Source organism: Spartinivicinus poritis, from assembly GCF_028858535.1.
GTDB lineage: Bacteria > Pseudomonadota > Gammaproteobacteria > Pseudomonadales > Zooshikellaceae > Spartinivicinus > Spartinivicinus poritis.
This window is the reverse complement of the sequence record NZ_JAPMOU010000005.1, coordinates 97441-119684: the sequence shown is the minus strand read 5'-3', so window position 1 is coordinate 119684 and position 22244 is coordinate 97441. Positions and strand designations below refer to the sequence as shown.

At 44.3% G+C, this 22244-nt stretch carries 24 protein-coding genes; 2 read left to right on the top strand and 22 right to left on the bottom strand.

Annotated elements, in window-relative coordinates; all coding sequences use genetic code 11:
• Nucleotides 1–277 precede the first annotated feature (277 nt).
• Genes ccmI through ccmA form a run of 9 tightly spaced genes read right to left on the bottom strand, consistent with a single transcriptional unit; the run spans nt 278 to nt 7345 of the window.
• Nucleotides 278–1513, bottom strand: coding sequence for a c-type cytochrome biogenesis protein CcmI (gene ccmI, locus ORQ98_RS06125; RefSeq protein WP_274687904.1), 1236 nt, complete (start codon nt 1511–1513; stop codon nt 278–280).
• Complete coding sequence (locus ORQ98_RS06120) at nt 1510–2034, bottom strand: cytochrome c-type biogenesis protein (RefSeq protein ID WP_274687903.1); 525 nt, start codon at nt 2032–2034, stop codon at nt 1510–1512. The genes ccmI and ORQ98_RS06120 overlap by 4 nt, the downstream gene beginning before the upstream one ends.
• Nucleotides 2024–2584, bottom strand: coding sequence for a DsbE family thiol:disulfide interchange protein (locus tag ORQ98_RS06115; RefSeq protein WP_274687902.1), 561 nt, complete (start codon nt 2582–2584; stop codon nt 2024–2026). The genes ORQ98_RS06120 and ORQ98_RS06115 overlap by 11 nt, the downstream gene beginning before the upstream one ends.
• Nucleotides 2571–4568, bottom strand: a complete 1998-nt coding sequence (locus ORQ98_RS06110; RefSeq protein WP_274687901.1) for a heme lyase CcmF/NrfE family subunit — start codon at nt 4566–4568, stop codon at nt 2571–2573. The genes ORQ98_RS06115 and ORQ98_RS06110 overlap by 14 nt, the downstream gene beginning before the upstream one ends.
• Before the next feature lie 43 nt (nt 4569–4611).
• Nucleotides 4612–5070: a cytochrome c maturation protein CcmE gene (gene ccmE, locus ORQ98_RS06105; protein ID WP_274687900.1), complete on the bottom strand. Its 459-nt coding sequence runs from the start codon at nt 5068–5070 to the stop codon at nt 4612–4614.
• On the bottom strand, nt 5067–5249 hold the full coding sequence (gene ccmD, locus ORQ98_RS06100; RefSeq protein ID WP_274687899.1) for a heme exporter protein CcmD: 183 nt from the start codon (nt 5247–5249) through the stop codon (nt 5067–5069). The genes ccmE and ccmD overlap by 4 nt, the downstream gene beginning before the upstream one ends.
• A gap of 9 nt (nt 5250–5258) precedes the next feature.
• On the bottom strand, nt 5259–6002 hold the full coding sequence (locus tag ORQ98_RS06095; RefSeq protein ID WP_274687898.1) for a heme ABC transporter permease: 744 nt from the start codon (nt 6000–6002) through the stop codon (nt 5259–5261).
• A 20-nt stretch (nt 6003–6022) separates the two neighbouring features.
• A complete protein-coding gene (gene ccmB, locus ORQ98_RS06090; RefSeq protein ID WP_425347668.1) occupies nt 6023–6700 on the bottom strand; it encodes a heme exporter protein CcmB in 678 nt (225 codons plus the stop codon).
• A 9-nt stretch (nt 6701–6709) separates the two neighbouring features.
• On the bottom strand, nt 6710–7345 hold the full coding sequence (gene ccmA / locus ORQ98_RS06085) for a cytochrome c biogenesis heme-transporting ATPase CcmA (RefSeq protein WP_274687897.1): 636 nt from the start codon (nt 7343–7345) through the stop codon (nt 6710–6712).
• A gap of 286 nt (nt 7346–7631) precedes the next feature.
• Between ccmA and fliK the strand changes: the two genes are divergently transcribed.
• A complete protein-coding gene (gene fliK / locus ORQ98_RS06080; protein WP_274687896.1) occupies nt 7632–9191 on the top strand; it encodes a flagellar hook-length control protein FliK in 1560 nt (519 codons plus the stop codon).
• Entirely contained in the window at nt 9191–9544 is a 354-nt protein-coding gene (locus ORQ98_RS06075; RefSeq protein WP_274687895.1) for an EscU/YscU/HrcU family type III secretion system export apparatus switch protein, read from the top strand. The genes fliK and ORQ98_RS06075 overlap by 1 nt, the downstream gene beginning before the upstream one ends.
• Here the strand turns inward: ORQ98_RS06075 and ORQ98_RS06070 are convergent.
• The 13 genes from ORQ98_RS06070 to flhF all read right to left on the bottom strand — a co-directional run bounded on the left by ORQ98_RS06070 (nt 9511) and on the right by flhF (nt 22208).
• Nucleotides 9511–10023, bottom strand: coding sequence for a DUF2802 domain-containing protein (locus ORQ98_RS06070; RefSeq protein WP_274687894.1), 513 nt, complete (start codon nt 10021–10023; stop codon nt 9511–9513). The genes ORQ98_RS06075 and ORQ98_RS06070 overlap by 34 nt on opposite strands.
• A 101-nt stretch (nt 10024–10124) precedes the next feature.
• Nucleotides 10125–10610: a chemotaxis protein CheW gene (locus ORQ98_RS06065; RefSeq protein WP_274687893.1), complete on the bottom strand. Its 486-nt coding sequence runs from the start codon at nt 10608–10610 to the stop codon at nt 10125–10127.
• Nucleotides 10611–10678: 68 nt separating this feature from the next.
• A complete protein-coding gene (locus ORQ98_RS06060; protein WP_274687892.1) occupies nt 10679–11617 on the bottom strand; it encodes a chemotaxis protein CheW in 939 nt (312 codons plus the stop codon).
• Nucleotides 11618–11620: 3 nt separating this feature from the next.
• Nucleotides 11621–12418 (bottom strand): ParA family protein, encoded by a 798-nt coding sequence (locus ORQ98_RS06055; protein ID WP_274687891.1) that lies wholly within the window; start codon nt 12416–12418, stop codon nt 11621–11623.
• A gap of 131 nt (nt 12419–12549) precedes the next feature.
• Nucleotides 12550–13362: a flagellar motor protein MotD gene (gene motD / locus ORQ98_RS06050; protein ID WP_274687890.1), complete on the bottom strand. Its 813-nt coding sequence runs from the start codon at nt 13360–13362 to the stop codon at nt 12550–12552.
• A gap of 3 nt (nt 13363–13365) precedes the next feature.
• A complete protein-coding gene (locus ORQ98_RS06045) occupies nt 13366–14106 on the bottom strand; it encodes a flagellar motor protein (protein WP_274687889.1) in 741 nt (246 codons plus the stop codon).
• 193 nt (nt 14107–14299) lie between these two features.
• Nucleotides 14300–15433, bottom strand: coding sequence for a protein-glutamate methylesterase/protein-glutamine glutaminase (locus ORQ98_RS06040; RefSeq protein WP_274687888.1), 1134 nt, complete (start codon nt 15431–15433; stop codon nt 14300–14302).
• A gap of 42 nt (nt 15434–15475) precedes the next feature.
• The gene (locus ORQ98_RS06035; RefSeq protein WP_274687887.1) at nt 15476–17833 is read right to left on the bottom strand and encodes a chemotaxis protein CheA; all 2358 of its coding nucleotides are present in this window, start codon (nt 17831–17833) and stop codon (nt 15476–15478) included.
• Between the two features lie 12 nt (nt 17834–17845).
• Nucleotides 17846–18634, bottom strand: a complete 789-nt coding sequence (locus tag ORQ98_RS06030) for a protein phosphatase CheZ (protein ID WP_274687886.1) — start codon at nt 18632–18634, stop codon at nt 17846–17848.
• Between the two features lie 9 nt (nt 18635–18643).
• Nucleotides 18644–19024: a chemotaxis response regulator CheY gene (cheY, locus tag ORQ98_RS06025; protein ID WP_425347667.1), complete on the bottom strand. Its 381-nt coding sequence runs from the start codon at nt 19022–19024 to the stop codon at nt 18644–18646.
• Nucleotides 19025–19117: 93 nt separating this feature from the next.
• Complete coding sequence (locus ORQ98_RS06020) at nt 19118–19855, bottom strand: RNA polymerase sigma factor FliA (protein WP_274687884.1); 738 nt, start codon at nt 19853–19855, stop codon at nt 19118–19120.
• Nucleotides 19856–19866: 11 nt separating this feature from the next.
• Nucleotides 19867–20688, bottom strand: a complete 822-nt coding sequence (locus ORQ98_RS06015; RefSeq protein ID WP_274687883.1) for a MinD/ParA family protein — start codon at nt 20686–20688, stop codon at nt 19867–19869.
• A 191-nt stretch (nt 20689–20879) separates the two neighbouring features.
• Nucleotides 20880–22208 (bottom strand): flagellar biosynthesis GTPase FlhF, encoded by a 1329-nt coding sequence (gene flhF, locus ORQ98_RS06010; RefSeq protein WP_274687882.1) that lies wholly within the window; start codon nt 22206–22208, stop codon nt 20880–20882.
• Nucleotides 22209–22244: the final 36 nt, after the last annotated feature.

The window sequence follows — 22244 nt, the reverse complement described above, 5'->3', positions numbered from 1 at the left end:
ACTGTACAAAAAGCTACACTTTTCGATTGAAAATTTTATTGTTAGACAGGTAGAAATAAAAAAGGCTGTATTTTTACAGCCTTTTCAATATTTACCATATGATATTCAGAACATCATATAGCTAAAACGAGTGGTTTTATAATCTTAATTTCTAAGCTTTTAGTCTAATATTAAGGATCTGCTGACGTTTGCTTGAAGATTATTATTTTGCCAGCTAAGGCAGAAAGCGTGCTGTGTAGTGAGCTGCCTGAGCAACTGAACACAGCATCATAAAATACTAACTACTGCTTTTAGAGATGGCTAAGCGTACAACCCCTTTATGATTCACTTTGATATTTTGCTTGCTGACTATATAGTCACTCTGAGTAGCATCTCCAGAAATAGAGATTTTAGCAATCACATCAACTGTCTGATATTGGGATAATTTATTTCCAGCCATCATGACTTTTGAGTCATTAAGTTTTACCAAAGCTGGTAGTTCACTCACCTGGAGTGGTACTACTGCCACAGGCATACCCATACTGGCATGCTTAGCCAATACATAAACCCGCGCATGCTTAGGCAACTGTTGTTGTAATGTTTCATCTAATTCTACTAAAACGCTGATTTCTGCATCAGCAAGCTTTTCTCCATCAACTTGCTCGGAGGCAGGCTGATCTGCTGTTACTTGGGGTTTTGGTTGAACGCTCTTTGTACCTGCCAACTGTTGTGCTTTTGCTATTCCCTGCTGCAAAGCAGTTGCTGTCGCATGATCAGGACGAGTAGCCAACACTTGCTGCCAATAATGTATTGCCTGCTGATACTCTCCTGACTCAAAAGCCGCAATTCCCATAATACCAAGCGCAGTGGGTTGATTCGGTTGAATAGTTAATGCTTGCTGAGCAAGTGCCGTTACTTCTTGAGTGATCTTATTATTTTGTTTTAAATACTTAACCTGCGCTAATTGAGCAATGACTGATGGGTCATTCGGTGCTTGTACTTTTAATACAGTAAAAGTCTGTTCCGCTTTTCCCAACTGATTCATTGCTATATAAGTACGAGCCAATAAATAATGCACTTGGGGTTGGTTAGGATAGTCGGCCGCTAATGTTTCCAATGAATTAACCAGCTCTGCACCACTAGCATTGTCCCAGTCTATCGATTTTAACTGTTGGGTAAATGCAACCTGCTGACTTCCACCCAATAATAAATAAAGTCCTATTACAACTACTGGTAAGCTACCACCTGCCACCCAGATCATAGTATTCAACCGGGTTGACTTTACCTGCTGATAATCTGCCAGCAAGCGTTTTCCCAGAGCATTTTTTTGCTCTTCATAATCCAGACTATCCAGCTGGCCTGCAGCATGTGCAGAGTCCAGTTCGGCTAATTGCTGCTGGTAACGAGCAACCTGCTCTGCCTGTTGTTGTTGACTAGCTTCATTTAATCGCCTGTTAAGACGGGGGATTGGCAATAATATAAACGATACAGCAATGATCAATAATACTGCTGCAATAACCCAAAATAACATCATGACTTCGTTTCTTCATGCTGGTGAATAATAGCTTCAATTTGCCGCTGCTCAGCTTCTGATAATGGGGCAGAAGCAGTAGTACTAGAAGATTGGCCTTTCCTGATTAATCGATAAAAAATCCCTGCCCCCACTACTAACAAAATAAAAGGCCCTATCCACAGTAACCAGGTTTTCTTGCTAAAGGTGGGGCGATATAAAACAAACTCCCCATATCGAGCAACCATAAAGTCGACAATAGTTTGGTTTGAGTGCCCAGCCAGCAGCTGTCGATATATTTCTTCACGAAAATCTTTAGCAATGGGTGCATTAGAATCAGCAATATTCTGATTTTGACATTTAGGGCAACGTAGCTCATCTGTTAACTGCTTAAACCGCTGACGTTGCTCATCAGTTTTAAATGGATAAGTATCAATAGCTGCCCAACTGAAGGACAACCACCCCATACTGGTTATGAACAAAATCAATAATGGCTTTAAATAGGCTTTCATATTCATTACTAACGGCACTCCATTAGCCTGCATTCTGTTGTACTGGCTCTGCCTTTTTCGTGTTTAAGGCATCATACTTTGGCTTGATTTTAGTTAGCCAAACTTGTTCATCCACTACCCCTACATGTTTATAACGAATAGTCCCCTCCCTATCGATTAAGTAGGTTTCAGGTGCGCCATAAACACCTAAATCCATTCCAAGCCGTCCTTTCTGATCAAAAATACTAAATACATAGGGGTTTTTTAATTTAATCAGCCATTGCTGGGCAGCTGCGCGATCATCCTTGTAATTAACACCAATGATCTTCACCCCTTGTTGGGCCAGCTTGAGTAAATAAGGGTGCTCCACCTGACAAGAAGGGCACCAGGTCGCCCACACATTGACCAGTGCAGCTTCCCCTAGTAATTCCTGTTTACCAATATTGGTCTCAACAGATTGGACCGTAGGTAACGAAAATGCGGGAAATGGCTTGTTCAGTAATGCTGAGGTCAAGCTGTCATCTTTGTCATAAATACCTTGATAAAGAAAACCTGCTAGCGCAATAAACAACAGTAATGGAATAAATAACTTAAGCCGAGCCATCAGCAACCACCTCAGCATTGATTACCTGGGAATTAGCCTGTTTCGCCGTCAGTCGCAGTCGATAACGCTTATCAAGTGCCGCCAGCACACCACCTAATGCCATCAATAAGGCACCTAACCAAATCAACCGGACAAATGCTTTAAAGTGCACTCTTACTGCCCAGGCACCACTATCATCTAAAGACTCACCGAGTGCTACATACAAATCACGGAATAAACCAGGATCAATTGCCGCTTCCGTCATAACATTTTGTTGTACGGGATAATGACGTTTTTCAGGCGTTAATAATGCAACCACCTGCTCACCCTTGGTTACAACTAACTGACCTTGCTGAGCAACATAGTTTGGTCCTTGTTTTTCTTGAATCCCTTTAAATAAAAACTGATAACCGGCCAAATTAACCGAATCCCCAGGCGCCAGCTTTATATCCCGCTCAATACTATAAAAACTGGTTAATACAGCACCTGCTATAGTGACCGCAAAACCGATATGTGCGAACCACATACCATAGTAATGCCTTGGTAGCCGACGCAATCCAGAGATAAAAGACGACTGATTTCGGGTTTTATAATAAAGCTGTTTGACTGAAGCGAGACAAATCCAAGCCACGAGTGAAACAGCCAACCAGACAGGTAATAGCCAGCCATCGCCATAACTGAAACAAAATACAACACCTAAAATCACACTGGCCAAGCCAATATACCGCAGTTGTTGCCACAAAAAGCTTGCCTTAGACTGCTTCCAGTTTGCCCAAATACCAATTCCCAAACAAATGGCCAAAGGAGCCATAAATACCGAAAACATTAAGTCAAAATAGGGTTTACCAATGGAAATACTATTATCTCCCATGGCTTTAGCTATCAACGGATATAGCGTACCAATTAAAATCATCGCTGTAGCAACTGACAAAAAGATATTATTTAGTAACAACAGCGCTTCTTTAGACTGCCAGTTAAACCGCTGCTGACTGGCCACTGCGGGTGCGCGAAAGGCATACAAAGTAAAAGAGCCACCAATTACGATCAGCAACAGCACTAAAATAAATACCCCACGCGAAGGATCACTAGCAAATGAGTGAACTGAGGTTAACACGCCAGAACGAACTAAAAAGGCACCTAACAAACTCAAGGAAAAAGAGAAAATCGCTAAAAAGACAGTCCAGCTTTTAAAAACCCCACGCTTTTCTGTCACAGCTAGGGAGTGCATTAATGCTGTTCCCACCAGCCAGGGCATAAATGAAGCATTTTCTACAGGATCCCAGAACCACCAGCCTCCCCAGCCAAGCTCGTAGTATGCCCACCAGCTACCTAGTGCAATACCAACAGTTAAAAACGCCCAGGCAATGGCTGTCCAAGGTCGAGACCAACGAGCCCAAGTGGCATCTAAGCGTCCTTCCAGCAATGCAGTAATAGCAAAGGCAAATACCACAGAAAAGCCTACATAACCCACATATAGCAAAGGTGGATGGATGATTAAGCCAAAGTCTTGCAGTAAAGGATTTAGATCACGCCCATCTGCAGGGGTATTGGGCAATAAACGCTCAAAAGGGTTTGAAGTAATCACTAAGAACAATAAAAAGCCAACTGAACACCAGCCTAAAATGGCCAGCACTCTTGCCGTAACCCGCTCGGGCAGGTGATGACTGGCCAGCGCTACAGCAAAGGTCCAGCAAGCCATAATAAGGCACCATAGTAGAAACGAGCCTTCATGAGCCCCCCATACGGCACTGAATTTATAAGGTGTTGGCAGTAGGGTGTTAGAGTTTTGAGCCACATAAGCGACAGAAAAATCATCCGCTAGAAAGGCATAAGCCAAGCAACCAAAACTGAGTGATAGAAAGACCAGCTGCCCAGTTGCCAGGGGTTTAGCCAGCCCCATCATGATGTGATCTTTGCAATAACTGCCAATTAATGGCACTACAGCGAGCAATACAGCCAAACACAAAGCAATTATTAATGCCAGGTGGCCAAGTTCTGGAATCATGCTATTTTATCTCCAGCCGACACAAGGTTATTTATCCATCCCATCACTGTGCAGATGCCTGGGTGTTACGACCAGGATGCCCAGCTTTTTCAAGCGCTTCCTGTACTTCTGGCGGCATATAGTTCTCATCATGTTTGGCCAATACCTCATCAGCTTCTACAATCTGATTAGCTGACAACCTGCCTAAGGCAATGATCCCTTGTCCTTCGCGGAACAGGTCCGGCAAAATACCTTCATAACGAACAACTGCTGTGGCTTGCTGATCTGTAATGGTAAACTCTACCTTCAAGCTTTCAGGGTCACGCTTGACTGATCCTGGTACAACTAAGCCACCCACTCTGATTTTTTGATCCAACTTGGCTTCCCCCGCCTGCAGTTGCTGAGGGGAGTAGAAATAATTAACATTCTCTTGCAGGGCAAACAGCGCTAACCCTACAGCCAAGCTAACACCAAGCACAATAAATATGACCACCAACAGCCGCTGCTTACGTACTGGATTCATGACTGGCTTACCTCTTCCCGACGGATACTTCGTAAGGTGTCTTTAATCAGTTGTTTACGTTTCAACCATGGACTCAAAACGTTATACAAAACCACCATCAAGCCAATCGCATAACTGACCCATACATAGGGACCATGCCCCCCCATTAACCAAAACTGTTGCCATGACTCAAAATACATAAAACACACCTACTGAAACCGCTTCATCCAAAGCCGCACCCATTGTGTGCGCCGCTCTCGCCATAAAATTTCATTACGTAGCCGGTATAAAAAGACCACTAGAAAAAAACAATAAAACCCTGCAATACATATCAGCAATGGCACTAACATTTCAGGCGCCATACTCGGCTTTTCAGTGAGTTTTAAAGTGGCAGGCTGGTGTAGAGTATTCCACCACTCTACGGAGTATTTGATAATCGGGATGTTGACCAGTCCAACCAATGCCAGGACTGCACACGCTTTGGCTGCTGTTTGAACATTATCAATGGCGCTTTCTAAGGCAATAAAACCTAAATACAGAAATAATAAAATCAACATTGAGGTAAGTCGGGCATCCCACTCCCACCAGGTTCCCCAGGTAGGTTTACCCCATATAGCACCCGTTAACAAAGCAAGAATCGTGAAAGAGGCGCCGATCGGCGCACAACACTTGGCTGCCATATCAGCCAGCTTCATTTTCCAAACTAACCCTACTGCTCCTGCGACTGCCATCGTGACATAGCAGGCCTGGGCAAGAAAAGCACTGGGTACATGAATAAAAATAATGCGGTAACTATTGCCTTGCAGGTAGTCGGGTGGTGCAAATGCTAGCCCCCATACAACCCCCGTCGTTAGCAACCCAATGGAAACCCAAGCCAACCAGGGTAGCCACTTACCACTTTTCTCAAAAAACCACTTAGGAGAGCCTAAGCGGTGAAACCAGGTCCACTTCATGAGCAAACAGTCAATACCAGTTATTCAGAAACACTTATCCGCAGCCCTGCTGCAATGGCAAAAGGTGCTAGGGTAATACCTAACACTAACAACACAGCCAGCCACAGTAGCTGACCTTCATAGGGTAATGCTTGGGTAGCAGCAATCACAGCTCCCGAGCCAAAGATCAATACTGGAATATTCAGCGGTAACACCAGTAATGACAATAATACCCCACCTTTTTTCAAGCCAACAGTTAAGGCAGCACCAATAGCGCCAATTAAACTTAATAAAGGCGTGCCTAATAGTAAACTAGCCAACATAGGCCACCAGGCTGCATCTGGCAGATGTAGCATTAACGCCAAAATCGGGGCAAATAGTAACAGTAGTGCACCACTCACTAGCCAGTGGACCAGTACTTTCGCTAGCGCTAGCCAAAATAAAGGCACAGGTGATAACACCAGCAAGCTTAGTGAGCCATCATCATAATCATGTTTAAACAGCTGATCCAAGGACAGCATCACTGCCAATAAAGCGGCTACCCAAATTACCCCCGGTGCAATCAAGGCAAGCATTTTTCGTTCAGGGGTAATGCCCAGCGGAAACAAAGAAGCAACTAATAAGAAAAAAATCAGTGGATTAACGATCTCAGCCCGACGGCGAAACGCCAGCAATAAGTCTCGCTTTACTATCAATTGAAATGCACTTAACAGACCCACGATTGCCTCCTAGTGAGCCTGATAATCAAGCAATGAAAGATGGTGCAGCTGCTGGTAATCAAGGTTCAGCTGATGATGGGTAGTTAAAATAATGGCCTTACCTGCTTTGGCTTTTTCCAGTAACAATTGCTCAAGCTCCACCACGCCTGTTTTATCAATAGCAGTAAAGGGTTCATCTAAAATCCACAGAGGCTGAGTAGCCAATTGCAAACGGGCCAGAGCAACTCGCCGCAGCTGTCCAGCCGATAAGTGGTGACAAAGCACATCTTCATAGCCAGTTAAGCCAACCTGCGCCAGCGCCTCCATTACTGCCTGACTGGATACATCACCATACATGCCCAAATACCAGGATAAGTTTTCAACTGGCGTCAAATGAGCCTTCACCCCAACCTGGTGCCCTGTATACAGTAGCGACTGCTGAAAGCTTGCTCGTAACAATTGGATAGCTGTCCCTTGCCACAGCACTTCACCTGTTTGAGGTGCTAATAAACCGGCCAAAATACGCAATAAGGTGGTTTTACCAGAACCATTAGGTCCTTCCACCTGCCAGATTTCACCTGGATTAACCTGAAAACTTAACTGCTGAAACAACCAACGATCATCTCGTTCACACGCTAATTGTTGCACACTAAGAAAATCTGGCACCGAAACCCCTTCACTACACTGAGCTTATTCAATCAGGCCACTGTATAACCGTCGTAACCGCTACTGAAGGCGTGAAAAAAATTGCACCCTCCACTGGTGGGGCATTATACGCATCGGAGCCATTTGACCCAAGTGATAACAAGGGTTTCATTTTACTTAGCTTGCACTAATAAACATTTTTATTGATATTCCGCAAAAGCCGCTCTTGCACTTAGGAGTAATCAATCAGTAAAAAATAAGCTATAGCTTTAAGATAAAGCTATATCAGTACTAAAAGGACAACGGATTGGCGGATTTAATTCCTGATAAACCCGTGGAACCCACTACAGCCCCAAAACCAGCAAATAAGACAGTAGCAGGCACCAACCTGCTAAGTTCTACATCAGCTGCTAACACACCTCGACATACCCTTGTGGTTAGCCAGGTTCTCACTTCTATTCCTGCCAATCAAAGTAACTTGTTACAGCTAGATCAAAATGGCCATTATATTATTGAGGCAAAAGACCAGGCTGGAAAATCCTGGTGGTTTCGCAGTAACACCCCCTGGCCAAATAACAGTGTATTACACGTGAGTTTACCCAAGTCAGGCAACCAGTTGACATTATTACAGGCGGTCACTCTACCTAGCCCCCAACAACAATTACAAAACCTTAGCCGTATACTAGAAGCTACCCCACAGCAGCCTGGCCGACAAGGGCAAGTGCTGGATAGTTTACCTACCCCTCATCTAAGAACATCAATCCCCTTAGGTGAAGGCGGTAATCGGTTGCTGCCCGTTTTGCTTGGTCAAAACAACCAAGTGTTTTGGCTAAATACCGACCAACCCATTTTGCCTGGCCACATCGTTAACCTATATCGCACTAATCAAGGTATTCACTTGCAAAGTCTGCCCTACCAACAAAGCCAGTGGTTAACGCTCAACCAATCATTGCAGCAAACAGTAGTCCACAGCCTACCGGTTCATCAGGTGCTCAAACAGTTGGCACAAACCATTCGACACAATCAGCTACTTCCTAATAGTGTGCCAAAGGTATTTAGTGACTTCGTTAGTCAGCTACCGACGGTAAAACAATTAACCACACCTAAAGAACTCAGTCAGTGGCTAACAAACAGCGGCTTATTTTTTGAGCAAAAACTAACCAATCAACCTGCAACAACCTATCAGTCAATAAAAGAGTCGCAAGACCTAAAAGGCCTATTACTACAATTAATAAAATCACTGAGCCAAACCAGCCAACCACACACCTCCCCTAGTCCAGCTCGACAATCTCCATGGGCACAGTTATACACGACCATTCCTCAGCCACTTAGCCACCAATTTCCCTGGCTTGCAGCCGCTACCACCCAGCCAAATACACAGCTGGAATTAGTGCAACTGTTAAAGCAGGCTGTTTACCGCCTACAAAGCAACCAGCTGATGTCCTTGCAACCAACACTCGCAACACCAACTGCCGATGCCCCAGTTATCCAACAATGGCAATTGGAAATCCCTCTATATATACAAAGCCAGTGGCACAGTATTCAATTAGAATTACAAAAGCAAAATAACCAACCCCATTCATCATCAACAGAAGAACAAGAAACGCTCTGGCAATTTCAGCTCAGCTTTGACCTACCACCGATAGGACCGTTATATGCCAGAGTGAAATTACGCAATAATAAAGCAAACGTCTCTTTTTGGGCGGAACAACAAGCCACTTATCAAGCAATCAACCAGCACATTGAAGAGCTACAACAGGCACTAACTAAACGAGGCATACAAGTGGAAACCCTGACATGCCAACAAGGCACCCCCGCCAGACAAAATACATTTATTGAGCAACATTTAATTGATATTAAAACCTGATGAATAACACACAACAAACAGCAGTTGCTTTATTTTATGATGGTGAAACAGCACCAAAAGTAACCGCCAAAGGATCTGACGAAATCGCCGAAGCCATTATTACTATCGCCACCGAATGCGAAGTGCCTTTGTACCAAAATAAAGAGCTAGTCAATTTATTGGCTGGGTTAGAACTAGGTGAAGAAATACCTGAACAACTGTATTTTACCATCGCTGAAATTATTGCATTTGCGTACAAGCTTCAAGGAAAATACCCTAAGGGTTGGCAGGATACGACTGAAAAGAATCAACAGGAAAACAGCCCGCAAAATAATAGCAATCAGCTACCTCGTTTGCCTGATCCAGACGAGTGAGGAGAGGGTCTGTGCACCAACGCAACTAACTCAGCTTCTGCTTTCGATAACCCACATGCATCCATGATTTCTTCTACTGATGCACCCATTGCACAGAGTTTATTAGCTTGCGTATACGACAATTGTTCAGCATCACGCTGTTCAAGCATTTCTTGTTGATCAATGGTTTTGGTCAGCTTGGTTTCTACCTGCTGCAAGCGCTGCCCTACACCAATAGCGCCTGCACCTACAGCTTTGATATCCTGTTGTAATTGTTGAATCGCAAGCTGCTGTTTATTTATTATTTTTTTTTGTCGCCAACAATAAATCACTGCCGCAATGGCAAAGAGACAACTGCTAAAAGCAATTAGATAAGCCCCGGCTATTTCACTCATATACCCTTCTCGAATGATTTTTAGGGGTTGTTGTCGTCGCTGACCACCATGGATGGTGGGAATGCAGTTTAAGCAGGAGCATTTAACTGCATTCACCCCAATCATTTATAAAAACATAAACTCATGGGGCTTCATTGCTCGACGGCCGCCCCTAAAAACCCTACGCTTTGGGTATAGACTCACTGTCAGGGCCGATTATTTTATTTTTACATCTCTCCTATTTCAGCCCATTCACCTTCTGACATTAATTTATCTAGCTCAACAAGAATTAATAACTCATTATTTTTATTACAAACACCCTGAATAAATTTAGCGGTTTCTTCATTGCCTACATTAGGTGCCGTTTCAATTTCTGACTGCCTTAAATAAACAACTTCAGCCACACTATCAACCAAAATCCCTACAACTTGTTTTTCTGCTTCAATAATGACAATCCGGGTGTTGTCTGTTACTTCCGCCGGTTGCAAACCAAACCGCTGACGAGTATCAATGACAGTAACTACATTTCCCCGCAAATTAATAATACCCAACACATAAGTAGGCGCACCAGGTACAGGAGCAATTTCGGTATAACGCAATACTTCTTGCACCTGCATTACATTAATGCCGTAGGTTTCATCATCTAAACGAAAGGTGACCCACTGTAGGATGGGATCTTCCGAGCTTTGACTTTGTGTAGTATGAGTTGCCATAAACTGCTCTCTTCCAACATAATTCCCCGGTTTGCATCTTTAACTATAATATAGGGCTATCAAAATGCTTACTTTTTGGCAACATACCCATCATCTTTGCTATCAGTAGCTTCTGTATTAGATGAGCGATTCAGGCTAGCTTGTTCATCAAAGAGTTGTGCCAGTTTTGCTATATCCAGTAAAGCACACATTTCATCAATCACAATGCCAGCTAACCAAGGCCGTTGGGTTCGCTTAGTGCGCCATTTCACTGCATCAGGACTGATTCTAACTGCATGAGCCAAATCATGTACCGCTATCCCCCAACGGGTTTTATCAATACTGATAATATAGTGATAATTTTCAATGGTTTGAGTCTTGTAGCGTTCTGGCATCACCCACCAGGCAGTATCCACAACAGAAAGCGACTGATCATGGTGTTTATAGAGCCCTAAAACCCACTCTGGCTGCCCCACTACTTGAGTGACCGAATCATTAAAGAGATACACACCACCTAAACAAACCAGTGGTACCGCCAGAGTGAGTCCTGCCACATTAAATAACAGGCATTCAAATGGCTTTTCAGCCCAAGCAGGCCGCCCCTGCTCAACTGCTGTAATGGGAGGCGCCGATTGAGCTTTGGCAATGATTAACTCAGCCAGAGAGGCTTTTTGCAGCTTTTGTAAGTCAGTAACAGTATCTAGCTCAGGGGCTGCAATTGTCTGTTGCAGCGCTTCAACTGGAGGAGTTAATACTTGTTGAGGCAGTAATACTTCAGGAAGTTGACGGGTAGCTGTCACAGCTTTTGGCTGCTGCGACGATGGAGCCTGTGGTTGAGTGGTTAATGCTTCCTTTGTTACTGAACTCACATCTTTTGCCGAATGCCCATCATTTTGCTGGGTTTGTTGTGTTGATAATAGCTTGTCCGGAACTGGCTCAGTCATACCATGATTATCGTGCAATAGGTCACTCAAATAATCTTCCAGCGTATCATTTGCTGATGGCTTAGATCCTTCTAAAGGCTTCATATACTAACTCACCGCCTTTGATATCACCTTGGCTTGCAGGTTTAATAAATCTTTTAGTAAATGCCGATAGGCTTTAACCCCACGAGAATGGTTATCCAACTCATGAATGGCAATCCCCTGCTCACTGGCATCGCGAAACTTAGTGTCCACCGGAATATAAGATTGCCAAACTTGTTCAGGGTAGTTAGCTCGCAATGCTCTTAAGGCAGCAATACTGGCATGGGTACGTCGGTCAAAGAGGGTGGGTACAATCAAGTAAGGAAGCTGTTTTTTTCTAGAATGATTAATCATATCCAAGGTATGCATCATCCGCTCTAACCCTTTGATTGCTAAAAACTCAGTTTGAACCGGAATCAACAGTCGTTCACTGGCAGCCAAAGCATTCACCATTAATACGCCCAATTGGGGAGGCGTATCAAGTAATACAAAATCAAAATGTTCCCATAGATGAGCAAGTGCTTTTGATAGCACCAGCCCATACCCCCCTTCTCCCGCAAGCTTTCGCTCTAACGTAGCAATAGCCGTCGTGGCAGGCAAAAAATTGACATTAGGGTGACTGGTTTCTAGCACCAGTTGGCCAGGCAGGTTTTCTGGCACATTTCCCTGATGTTGAAATAAGTCGAAAACACTATGCTCAAGGTGGTCGGGGTCATATTTAAAATAACAGGTCAAAGACGCATGGGGATCTAAATCAACCAACAGAACTTTTTTATGTAAACTGCCCAATAACCCCCCAAGAGTAACAACTGTGGTGGTTTTACCCACTCCACCCTTTTGATTAGATACCGCCCAAACTCTCACTATTCACTCCCATGCCAACTGAACTTCCACTCCACTACAACATATTTAAATGGCAAAAGACGCAAGGATTAAGCCAAGCAATCACTATTACAGTATAGCTATTGTTTTAAGCAGAATGTTTTAGAGTATAGTCAGGGCCTGCCAGGGTTATTACGCCCCCCTGCCGTATTAACGCTATTTCGGATATCCAGGTTTTTTGAAATAACTAGTATCACTCGACGATTTTGGCGTCGTCCTTCCGGGGTGTCATTAGTCGTAATCGGTTGAAATTGGCCATACCCCACGGCAGCCATACGCCTAGGGTCAACCCCATAACTGGCCAGCAGCCTAACCACCGCTGCCGCTCTGGCCGCAGACAACTCCCAGTTGGTTGGGAACTGATTAGTATTTATTGGCATATTATCGGTAAAACCTTCTATATGCAGAGGGTTTTGGTAATTTTTCAATATATCCGCCACTTGCTTTATAATATCAAAAGCCGCATTTGACGGTATCGAGTCGCCACTAAGAAATAATAAGTTGCTTTTTAATTCAATTTCTACCCACAGTTCATTGCCTGTAATAGTTAATAAATCTTTACTGATTAAATCTGAAAATGTTTCACTAAACTGGCTTTCTAATTTAGCCAGAGTATCATCTTTAGGCTGCTCAGTTTCGCTATCATCTAGCGTCATATCAAAGGCATCTGGCACCTGAATAATATCCACCGGCTTATCAGGAAAACGCTGAGTCACATCGCCTACTTGAATGGGTTTTAAGGAACGGTCTGGCTCACTAAATACCCCTACCAGGGTTTCTGATAAAATACGGTACTTGCCTTCATTGACAGAAGAAATAGAATACATTACGACAAAAAAGGCAAATAATAAGGTAATAAAGTCAGCATAGGAAACTAACCAACGCTCATGATTTTCATGCTCTTCTCGCACTCGCCGTCTTGTCATAAATCAGTTAGTAAATCCTTGCAGCTTTAGTTCAATGGCACGAGGATTTTCACCATCAGCAATAGACAGTATGCCTTCTATCATCATTTCCCGGTAAAGGGATTGGCGATGAATACAAAACTTTAACTTGTTCGCTGCTGGTAATAAAAACAAATTCGCAAAGGCTACACCATAAATTGTAGCAACAAATGCGGTGGCTATACCGGAACCTAATTGCGAAGGGTCAGCCAAATTCCCCATCACATGAATTAACCCCATTACTGCACCAATAATGCCGATGGTAGGCGAATACCCTCCCATACTTTCAAACACCTTGGCTGCCTGCATGTCTCGAGTTTCAACCGCATATAAGTCCACTTCCATGACATTTCTCAGCACTTCCGGCTCACTGCCATCGACTAATAGCTGCAACCCTTTTCGAGCAAAGTCATCCACTTCAGCATCAGCAATTGCCTCTAGTCCAAGCAATCCTTCCTTACGCGCCGTCATACTCCAATTCACGACTTTGCTAATGCCTTCCTGAATTTCAAACTGTGGTGGAATAAATATCCATAAAAACATTCTTAATGCGCGCTTAAAACTCACTGCTGAGGTTTGAATAAATGCAGCCCCCAGGGTGCCACCAAATACAATTAAAGCAGCAGGGCCATTAATTAATGCACTTGCATGTCCCCCTTCCAGATAATTGCCACCTATAATGGCTAAAATAGCGAGGATAACCCCCACCACACTTAACACATCCATATATGAATGCTGTATCCTTTTTTATTCAGTGAATATAATGCAAGTGCTTAATTTAATATGTATTTAAATTTAGATATTGCGCTATTCTGTCCTGTTAACGCTAACTGATCAAAATGCTCTACAGCAGGTATGCTCTTTCTTCCTTCGATAACCCAACTCGTTATTCCAGACATACCTGTATAACTGAACTGTTCTATATGGCTTCGACTAACCGTTGACTGAGGCTCTCCAAGCCGACCACTTCATCTGCCAAATTGGCATTAATGACTGCCATTGGCATCCCAAAAATAACACAGCTTTCCCGGTCTTGAGCCCAAACCTTCGAGCCTTTGGCTTTAAGCATTCGGGCCCCTTCTCTACCATCTGCTCCCATCCCAGTTAACACCACAGCTAAGACTTTATCGCCAAATGCTTTCGCAGCAGAGCCAAAGGTCACGTCCACACAAGGCTTATAGTTCAACCGCTCATCACCCGCCAGCACTCGAACGGTTCCTCCGCCTCGGCCATCAACCATTAACTGTTTACCACCAGGCGCTAATAAGGCCACCCCTGGTTTTAATTGATCACCATCTTCCGCCTCTTTTACATTTATTTGACACAACCGATGGAGGCGCTCAGCAAAAGCTTTAGTAAAAGTACCTGGCATATGTTGAATCAGTAAAATAGGGGTAGGAAAATTACCCGGCAAGGCAGTTAACACTTTCTGTAAAGCAACTGGGCCTCCGGTGGAAGTACCAATAGCCACCAGCTTATGGCGCGCACTGCCACGACTATAAGTAACCACCTTACCTGCAACTGCTTCATTAGAAGCCAGGTCATGAATAATTTTTTTGGGTTTTGCCGCTGCTGGTGGTGCTGTGGTTTTGGGTGCAGCAGGAGCCGGAGCGGGCGAAGGTGCGGGTTCAGCAGCTCTGCTTTTACCTGGAATGTGACTGCGCGCTACAGCTTTTACGCGATCACAAAGGGTTTTTCTTAATTCTGCGCTATTTCTCGAAATATCTTCAAAGTTTTTCGGTAAATAATCTACAGCACCTGCTTCCAATGCATCTAGTGTCACTCGAGCGCCTTCATGGGTTAACGAAGAAAACATCAATACAGGGGTGGGATGAGTTTCCATGATTTTTACAAGCGCAGTAATACCATCCATGACCGGCATTTCGTAATCCATCGTAATGACATCAGGTTTTAGCTCCAGGTTTTTATCAACCGCTTCTCTGCCATTATCTGCAGTACCCACTACCTCGATTTGTGGGTCTGTTTTTAAAATTTCACTGACCCGGCGACGAAAAAAGCCTGAGTCATCAACAATTAGCACTCTAATGGCCACCCAGTCGCTCCTGTTTGTTAGCTAACAAAGTTAATACCATGTTTATGCATACTCTTTCAGTAAACTAGGAACATCCAAGATTAATGCAATTCGCCCATCGCCTGTAATGGTGGCACCGGCCATCCCAGGTGTGCCTTGCAAAGTCTGCCCCAAGGGTTTAATGACCACTTCTTCCTGTCCAATTAGTTGATCAACAACAAACCCCACTCGTTGAGTACCTACCGATACTACGACTACATGAGCTTCTGTCTTCGTTACATCACTGTCATCAAATCGTCTGCCATTAATTAGCCAACGTTTTAAGTGGAATAATGGCAATGCTTTTTCTCTAACAATGACCACTTCCTGTCCATCCACTACATTAGTTTTCGATAAATCCAGATGAAAAATTTCATTCACACTGACTAGAGGTAAAGCAAATGCTTGGTTTTCCAGCATTACCATTAAGGTTGGCATAATTGCCAATGTTAATGGCACTTTAATAATAAGCTTAGAGCCTTCTCCTTTTACTGAGTCAATATTAATGGTGCCATTTAATTGAGAGATTTTATTTTTTACGACATCCATGCCCACTCCACGGCCAGAAATATCCGTAATTTCAGTTTTAGTTGAAAAACCGGGGGCAAAAATTAAGTTATAACACTCATTATCCGATAGCCGATCAGCCGCATCCTGTTCATAAAGCCCACGAGAAACAGCTATTCCTCTTAATTTATCAGGATCCATCCCTGCACCGTCATCCGCAATGGATAGTAAAATATGATCACCTTCTTGCTGGGCAGACAATACCACGGTGCCTTTGCGTGATTTACCTGCTTTTTCTCGATCCTCTGGAGACTCAATACCATGATCAACTGCGTTTCTGACCAAGTGCACTAGAGGGTCTGCTAACGCTTCAACCAGGTTTTTGTCTAGGTCTGTTTCCTCACCTTCAAGCTCTAAATTAATTTCTTTTTTCAGACTTCTGGCCAAATCCCGCACTACCCGAGGAAACCGACCAAATACTTTCTTGATCGGTTGCATCCGGGTTTTCATCACTGACAACTGAAGATCACCCGTGACTACATCCAGGTTGGCAACAGCCTTTGATAACACTTCATCCCCACTTTTGTTACCCAACCTGACTAGTCGGTTCCTGACCAACACCAGCTCACCTACCATGTTCATGATGTCATCAAGTCGCGCAGTATCTACCCGAACGGTGGCTTCAGCAGCAGGCGCTTCTTTGGCTGGCGCTGGCTTACCGCCTCCACCCGCTGGTTGACGCGGTTCAGCTGCCGCTGGTGGTTTAGGTGGGCTGGCTGGAGGCGCTGCCGCAGGTGGTTCTCGTTTTACGGGTGCCGCAGTAGCAGCGGGGTTTGCAGGTGGGGGGGAGGCTGGAGCAGGCTTAGCAGGTGCTGCAGCAGCAGGGGTTTTCCCTTGTAGTTCATCTAGCAGACTTTCAAACTCAGCTTCCGTTATCAAGTCGCTTCCTGTTTTGGCTGCGGCAGCTGCTGGAGCTTCTGGTGGCGCAGGTGTCGTCGCAGCGGGCTGAGCCCCAGCTGGTTCAGCTGGAGTAGTCCCCTGACCACTTGGCGCACTGCCCCCATGCAATTCATCCAACAGCGCCTCAAACTCATCCTCAGTAATTTCATCACCACTGGGGGGGGCTGCAGCTGAAGTAGGCGCAGGTTCAGCAGGTTTTTCTGGCGCAGCCGGTGCTGGCGCTGAGGTGCCAACTGGGCCACTACCATGTAATTGATCCAGCAGTGCTTCAAATTCATCTTCAGTAATGTCATCGCTGCCAGCCGCTGCAGCAGCTGCCGCTTTATCAGGTTCTTTAGCCTCTGACGATTCGTCTGCAACCGCATCTAACAGCTTTTCAAACTCTGCATCAGTGATATCTTCCCCTGCTTCAGCCCCGGCATTAGCAGTAGGTTGCTGGGGAGTGGGGGCTGGCTCAGGTGCAGCAGGAGGTGGTTCCGGTGGCGCCGCTTCTGCGGCAGGTGGTGCTTCAGCAGGTGCTGCGCCTTCTGGTTGGGCAAGTACTGATAGGGCTTTTAATAGCTCAGGGTCAGCAGGTGAAGGCTCAACACGATCCCTAACTTGGCTGAACATTTCATTAATTGAGTCTAATGCTTGTAATACAACATCCATTAGCTCGGTCGTTACTGACCGCTGGCCATTGCGTAAAATATCAAAAACATTTTCAGCCACATGACAGCAATCAACAAGGCTATTTAATTGAAGAAACCCTGCTCCTCCTTTAACGGTGTGGAACCCCCGGAAAATAGCATTTAATAAATCCATATCATCGGGGCTATTTTCCAGATCAACGAGCTGTTCAGAAAGCAGCTCTAAGATTTCTCCGGCTTCGACTAAAAAATCCTGCAGGATGTCTTCATCAGCCTCGAAACTCATGAGACAGCTCCCCTAAAACCCCAAACTAGAAAGCAAATCATCAACATCATCTTGGCCTGACACTACATCGACTCGCTCCTCTGCTTTAATTTGTGGACCTTCAGCAGCAATGGAATCTTCTTCTGTTGCTGTTATTTCATGCTCAATGCCAGTAATTTTATCTACCTGACCCGCCATTCTGACCAGATCAACTAAACTGTCTTCTACCTGCTGAACAAGTTCAACAACTCTTTTAATAACCTGACCAGTTAAATCCTGATAATTTTGTGCAACTAAAATTTCAGTTAAATTGCTATGGACTTGATTAACTTGTTTTTCACTACGATCTAAAAACTCATCCATCTGTTTATAGAGTTTTCTAAATTCATCCGGATTCATTTGCCGCTTGCGAATCTTAGTCCATTCATCCCTTAAGCTATGGGCATCTGACTTGAGCTCATCAATAATGGGCATGCTGTTATCAACCAAGTCCATGGTTGTATTCGCTGCACTTTCTGTCATTTTTGTTACGTATTCTAAACGATCAGATGCATCCACCATGTCAGACATGGCTTCTTTATCATCACTCGCCAGCCCAGCCTCTACATGAAAATTTCGAATCGATTCATGTAGTGCCCGGGTAAGTCTGCCCACCTCTTTGTATAAGCTTTTATCCCTGACTTCGTTAATTTCCTGAATAACTTCTATGGCATCTTTTAAATTGCCTTTTTCCAGATGCTCCACCATTTTTTGAGCCTGTTCTTTCAGGCTCGTTTCAAATTCAGTGGGCGCATGGTCTTTTAATTTATCAAGCAGCGACATATATACCTCTTAACCACCTGCTTCAACACGCTCAAAAATCTTTTCGATTTTCTCCTTCAACACCGCAGCAGTAAAAGGTTTTACTACATAGCCATTCACACCTGCCTGAGCAGCTTCAATAATTTGATCGCGCTTGGCTTCAGCAGTTACCATTAAAACAGGAAGTGTATTTAGTTTTGGGTCCGCCCTTACAGCTTTGAGTAAGTCAATGCCTGTCATACCCGGCATATTCCAGTCGGTCACCAGAAAATCAAAGCCACCACTTTGCAACATAGGTAGTGCAGTTTGCCCGTCATCTGCTTCTGACGTATTCGTGAAACCTAAGTCACGTAACAAATTTTTTATAATCCGTCTCATCGTAGAGAAATCATCTACGATCAGAATTTTCATATTTTTGTCCAAAGCGACCTCCATCAAGCCACATTGATGTTTGTGCTGAACATCTAACTTACTAGTCTAGTAGGTCATTAAGAGGGTGCCAGTCTATTCAACTGCCCAGTCTTGCAGACGCGCTCGAAGCCGAGCAGCCGCTTGACTGTGAAGCTGACTTACGCGTGACTCACTCACCCCCAATACCATGCCAATTTCCTTGAGGTTAAGCTCTTCGTCATAATAGAGTGAGAGCAATAACTGCTCTCGTTCCGGTAGTGTGGCAATGGCTTTAGCCAGTGCTTTTTTAAATTGCTCAGTTTGGTGTTTGGTTGGCGGTGATGATTGTTGTTGATCCGCTAACCAAGTGTGCCGTCCATCATGGCTACTCAGTAATTCTTCAAAGCTAAATAACCGGCTTGAGGCTGTATCACTTAACAGCTGATGGTATTCAGTTAAGCTCAATCCTAATTCTTCTGCAATTTCTCCATCTTTGGCGTCGCGTCCAAGCCTGGCTTCAAGCCCACTGATTGCTTCGGTAATCCGCCGACTATTGCGATGTACCGAGCGCGGTACCCAATCCCCTTTGCGAATTTCATCAAGCATCGCGCCACGAATGCGAATACCTGCATAGGTTTCAAACGTAGCACCTTTACTCCCATCATACTTTTTAGCAGCCTCTAACAGGCCTATCATACCGGCTTGTAATAAATCATCTAATTGCACCTGAGAAGGCAACCGTGCAGCTAAATGATGGGCGATTCGTTTCACCAAACCGGCATATTGCTCAATTAATTGCTGGTTAAATTGCTGTCCCGACTTAGAATACAAACCTGCTTCATTCGACACCATAAAATTGCCTATTATCTTCCTACTTCACCAGCAACCAGGTTTTCAATAAAAAATTCTAAATGACCACGCGGTGATGATGGGAGAGGAAAAGCATCGACTTTTTGTGCCAGCGCTCGAATTGCCACAGCGGCTTTAGAACGGGGGTAAATATCAATAACGGCGCGTTGGCGCAAAACAGCTTTCCGTACAGCCTCATCCAGCGGAATAGCACCCAAATATTGCAGCGCCACTTCTAAAAATCGATCAGTTACATTGACGAGTTTGTTATATATATTATGGCCTTCCTGCTGAGATCTCACCATATTGGCCACAACTCGAAACCGCAATAACCCATAATCACGGTGTAATAATTTAATCAAAGCGTAAGCATCAGTAATTGAGGTAGGCTCATCAGTAACAACAATAATTAATTCTTGTGCAGCTCGAACAAAACTAATGACTGTATCAGAAATACCTGCTGCGGTATCAATGATAAGCATGTCCAGTTGGTTACTGAGTTCGCTGAACGCTGAAATCATTCCAGCATGTTCCTGGGAACTCAGCTCAGTCATTTTTTGGGCACCAGAAGAAGCAGGAATAATTCGAATACCACCAGGGCCTTGTAAAATAATATCTCTTAGATCACAGCGTCCCGCCAGTACATCCGCCATATTCCGAGTTGGAGATAACCCCAATAAAATATCGACATTGGCCAACCCCAAGTCAGCATCTAGCAACATTACCCGACGCCCTAGTTCCGCCAATGCTATGCTCAAATTTACTGCTACATTTGTTTTACCTACGCCCCCTTTTGCTCCGGTTACTGCGACTACTTGTACTGGATGTTTGATCATATGCGGATTAATCCTGGTTATATCCTTTTAATGAATGGCTCATGGCATCAGCCGCCTGAAGCTCATTCATTGTCACGATACTCATCAACTGTCGAGTACAGACAATAAGGAACACGCTGTATAGAGGTAACCGAGACTCCCCTTAGCGCCTTATTTATTATTCTCATCCCCTTTCATTGGGCACAGGGCTATTAACCAACATTGGCTTGCATAGGAGGTGTTACAGCTACAGGATTAGCCTGCATATAAGCTGACATTAGCTCACTTTCTGCTAACTCAGCATGTTGACTGAGGGCCACTGCACGACTAATCAATTGATAAGCCCGTGCCTGATGAATATCGTCCGGAATCCGCTGGCCATCAGTGACATAAGACACCGCAAGGTGTTTATCCATGAGCAGCTCAATTGCCTCCCCCAGCCTGGAAGCCTCATCCAGTTTAGTTAACACCCCCCCTACTAACCGAGTTTGACTATATGTGTTATAAGCCACTTGCAGCACTTGTTGCTGGCTGGTTGTTGATAAAACCAGCAAGCCTCGCACCATTGGCCGCACCTGATTTAATATAGATAATTGTAGCTGCAATTTGGGATCTTGGTGATTAAGCCCAGCTGTATCAATTAAGACCAACGACTTTTTCTGAAAGCTATCTAATACTGTTTGTAATTGCTGGCCGTCCTCCACCACTTTAACCGGCACATTTAATATTTTACCTAAAGTTTTAATTTGGTCAGTGGCACCAATTCGAAAGGTATCCATGGTGACTAATGCCAGCTTATCCGTACCATGCTTTAATGCATAACGGGTAGCGAGTTTACCTATCGTCGTGGTTTTTCCTGCGCCAGTAGGCCCGACACAAGCAAAAATCCCCCCTTGATCGGTAATATCTTTAGAGGTGACAGGTAGTTTTTTCACAATATTGGCTAATAAATTTCGCCAGGCATCAAGCCCCTGTTGCTGTAGAGGTAAATTCGCCAGTAATTGTTGACAATAGTGACCACTAAAACCTATCGCCTGCAATTTTTTCCAAAGCTGCGCCTTAGCCGGATTTTGCTTACAGTATTTTAACCAGCCTAACTGCCCTAATTGTTGTTCCAGTAATGCCCTCATGCCGCTGACTTCATTTTGCAGCGCACTAAATTGATGATCAGTGACATTCGGGTGTACAACAGATGTTGCTGTCATTGTAGAGTCAGTTTTACTCACTGACTTTAAACCAGGTGTTGACCTCAACTGTAAATTAACATCAGTGGTTGTAGCACTACCCTGCTGGGCACGATTAATCACTTGCTTCGCCTGGTTAATTGCTACCCGCAGCTGCTGTTTTTCCTCATTTAATAAAGGCTCTGGTGTCACAGGACCAGGGGGTCTGGTCGGCTGGGACAATTCTAAAGTTGCTAATACCTCAACCCCGCCAGCCACTTTTTGTTGGTTTAAAATCGTCGCATCAAGCCCTAGATCATTTTTCACCAGCCGCATGGCTTGTCGCATATCCGCTGCAAAATAACGTTTTATTGTCATGCCACTTAACCCCTGCGCACTCAATGGCCAAAACAA

What these genes read in the sequence shown, in the direction of transcription:
- ORQ98_RS06045 (WP_274687889.1), bottom strand. Translation starts at nt 14,106, where the DNA reads ATGGATGTGTTAAGTGTGGTGGGGGTTATCCTCGCTATTTTAGCCATT.
- ORQ98_RS06115 (WP_274687902.1), bottom strand. Translation starts at nt 2,584, where the DNA reads ATGGCTCGGCTTAAGTTATTTATTCCATTACTGTTGTTTATTGCGCTA.
- ORQ98_RS06060 (WP_274687892.1), bottom strand. Translation starts at nt 11,617, where the DNA reads ATGAAGCCTTTAGAAGGATCTAAGCCATCAGCAAATGATACGCTGGAA.
- ORQ98_RS06015 (WP_274687883.1), bottom strand. Translation starts at nt 20,688, where the DNA reads ATGATCAAACATCCAGTACAAGTAGTCGCAGTAACCGGAGCAAAAGGG.
- motD (WP_274687890.1), bottom strand. Translation starts at nt 13,362, where the DNA reads ATGACAAGACGGCGAGTGCGAGAAGAGCATGAAAATCATGAGCGTTGG.
- ORQ98_RS06035 (WP_274687887.1), bottom strand. Translation starts at nt 17,833, where the DNA reads ATGAGTTTCGAGGCTGATGAAGACATCCTGCAGGATTTTTTAGTCGAA.
- ORQ98_RS06070 (WP_274687894.1), bottom strand. Translation starts at nt 10,023, where the DNA reads ATGATTGGGGTGAATGCAGTTAAATGCTCCTGCTTAAACTGCATTCCC.
- ORQ98_RS06095 (WP_274687898.1), bottom strand. Translation starts at nt 6,002, where the DNA reads ATGAAGTGGACCTGGTTTCACCGCTTAGGCTCTCCTAAGTGGTTTTTT.
- ccmI (WP_274687904.1), bottom strand. Translation starts at nt 1,513, where the DNA reads ATGATGTTATTTTGGGTTATTGCAGCAGTATTATTGATCATTGCTGTA.
- ccmD (WP_274687899.1), bottom strand. Translation starts at nt 5,249, where the DNA reads ATGTATTTTGAGTCATGGCAACAGTTTTGGTTAATGGGGGGGCATGGT.
- ccmE (WP_274687900.1), bottom strand. Translation starts at nt 5,070, where the DNA reads ATGAATCCAGTACGTAAGCAGCGGCTGTTGGTGGTCATATTTATTGTG.
- ORQ98_RS06120 (WP_274687903.1), bottom strand. Translation starts at nt 2,034, where the DNA reads ATGCAGGCTAATGGAGTGCCGTTAGTAATGAATATGAAAGCCTATTTA.
- ORQ98_RS06110 (WP_274687901.1), bottom strand. Translation starts at nt 4,568, where the DNA reads ATGATTCCAGAACTTGGCCACCTGGCATTAATAATTGCTTTGTGTTTG.
- ORQ98_RS06020 (WP_274687884.1), bottom strand. Translation starts at nt 19,855, where the DNA reads ATGGTGTCGAATGAAGCAGGTTTGTATTCTAAGTCGGGACAGCAATTT.
- ORQ98_RS06030 (WP_274687886.1), bottom strand. Translation starts at nt 18,634, where the DNA reads ATGTCGCTGCTTGATAAATTAAAAGACCATGCGCCCACTGAATTTGAA.
- cheY (WP_425347667.1), bottom strand. Translation starts at nt 19,024, where the DNA reads ATGAAAATTCTGATCGTAGATGATTTCTCTACGATGAGACGGATTATA.
- flhF (WP_274687882.1), bottom strand. Translation starts at nt 22,208, where the DNA reads ATGACAATAAAACGTTATTTTGCAGCGGATATGCGACAAGCCATGCGG.
- ORQ98_RS06075 (WP_274687895.1), top strand. Translation starts at nt 9,191, where the DNA reads ATGAATAACACACAACAAACAGCAGTTGCTTTATTTTATGATGGTGAA.
- ORQ98_RS06065 (WP_274687893.1), bottom strand. Translation starts at nt 10,610, where the DNA reads ATGGCAACTCATACTACACAAAGTCAAAGCTCGGAAGATCCCATCCTA.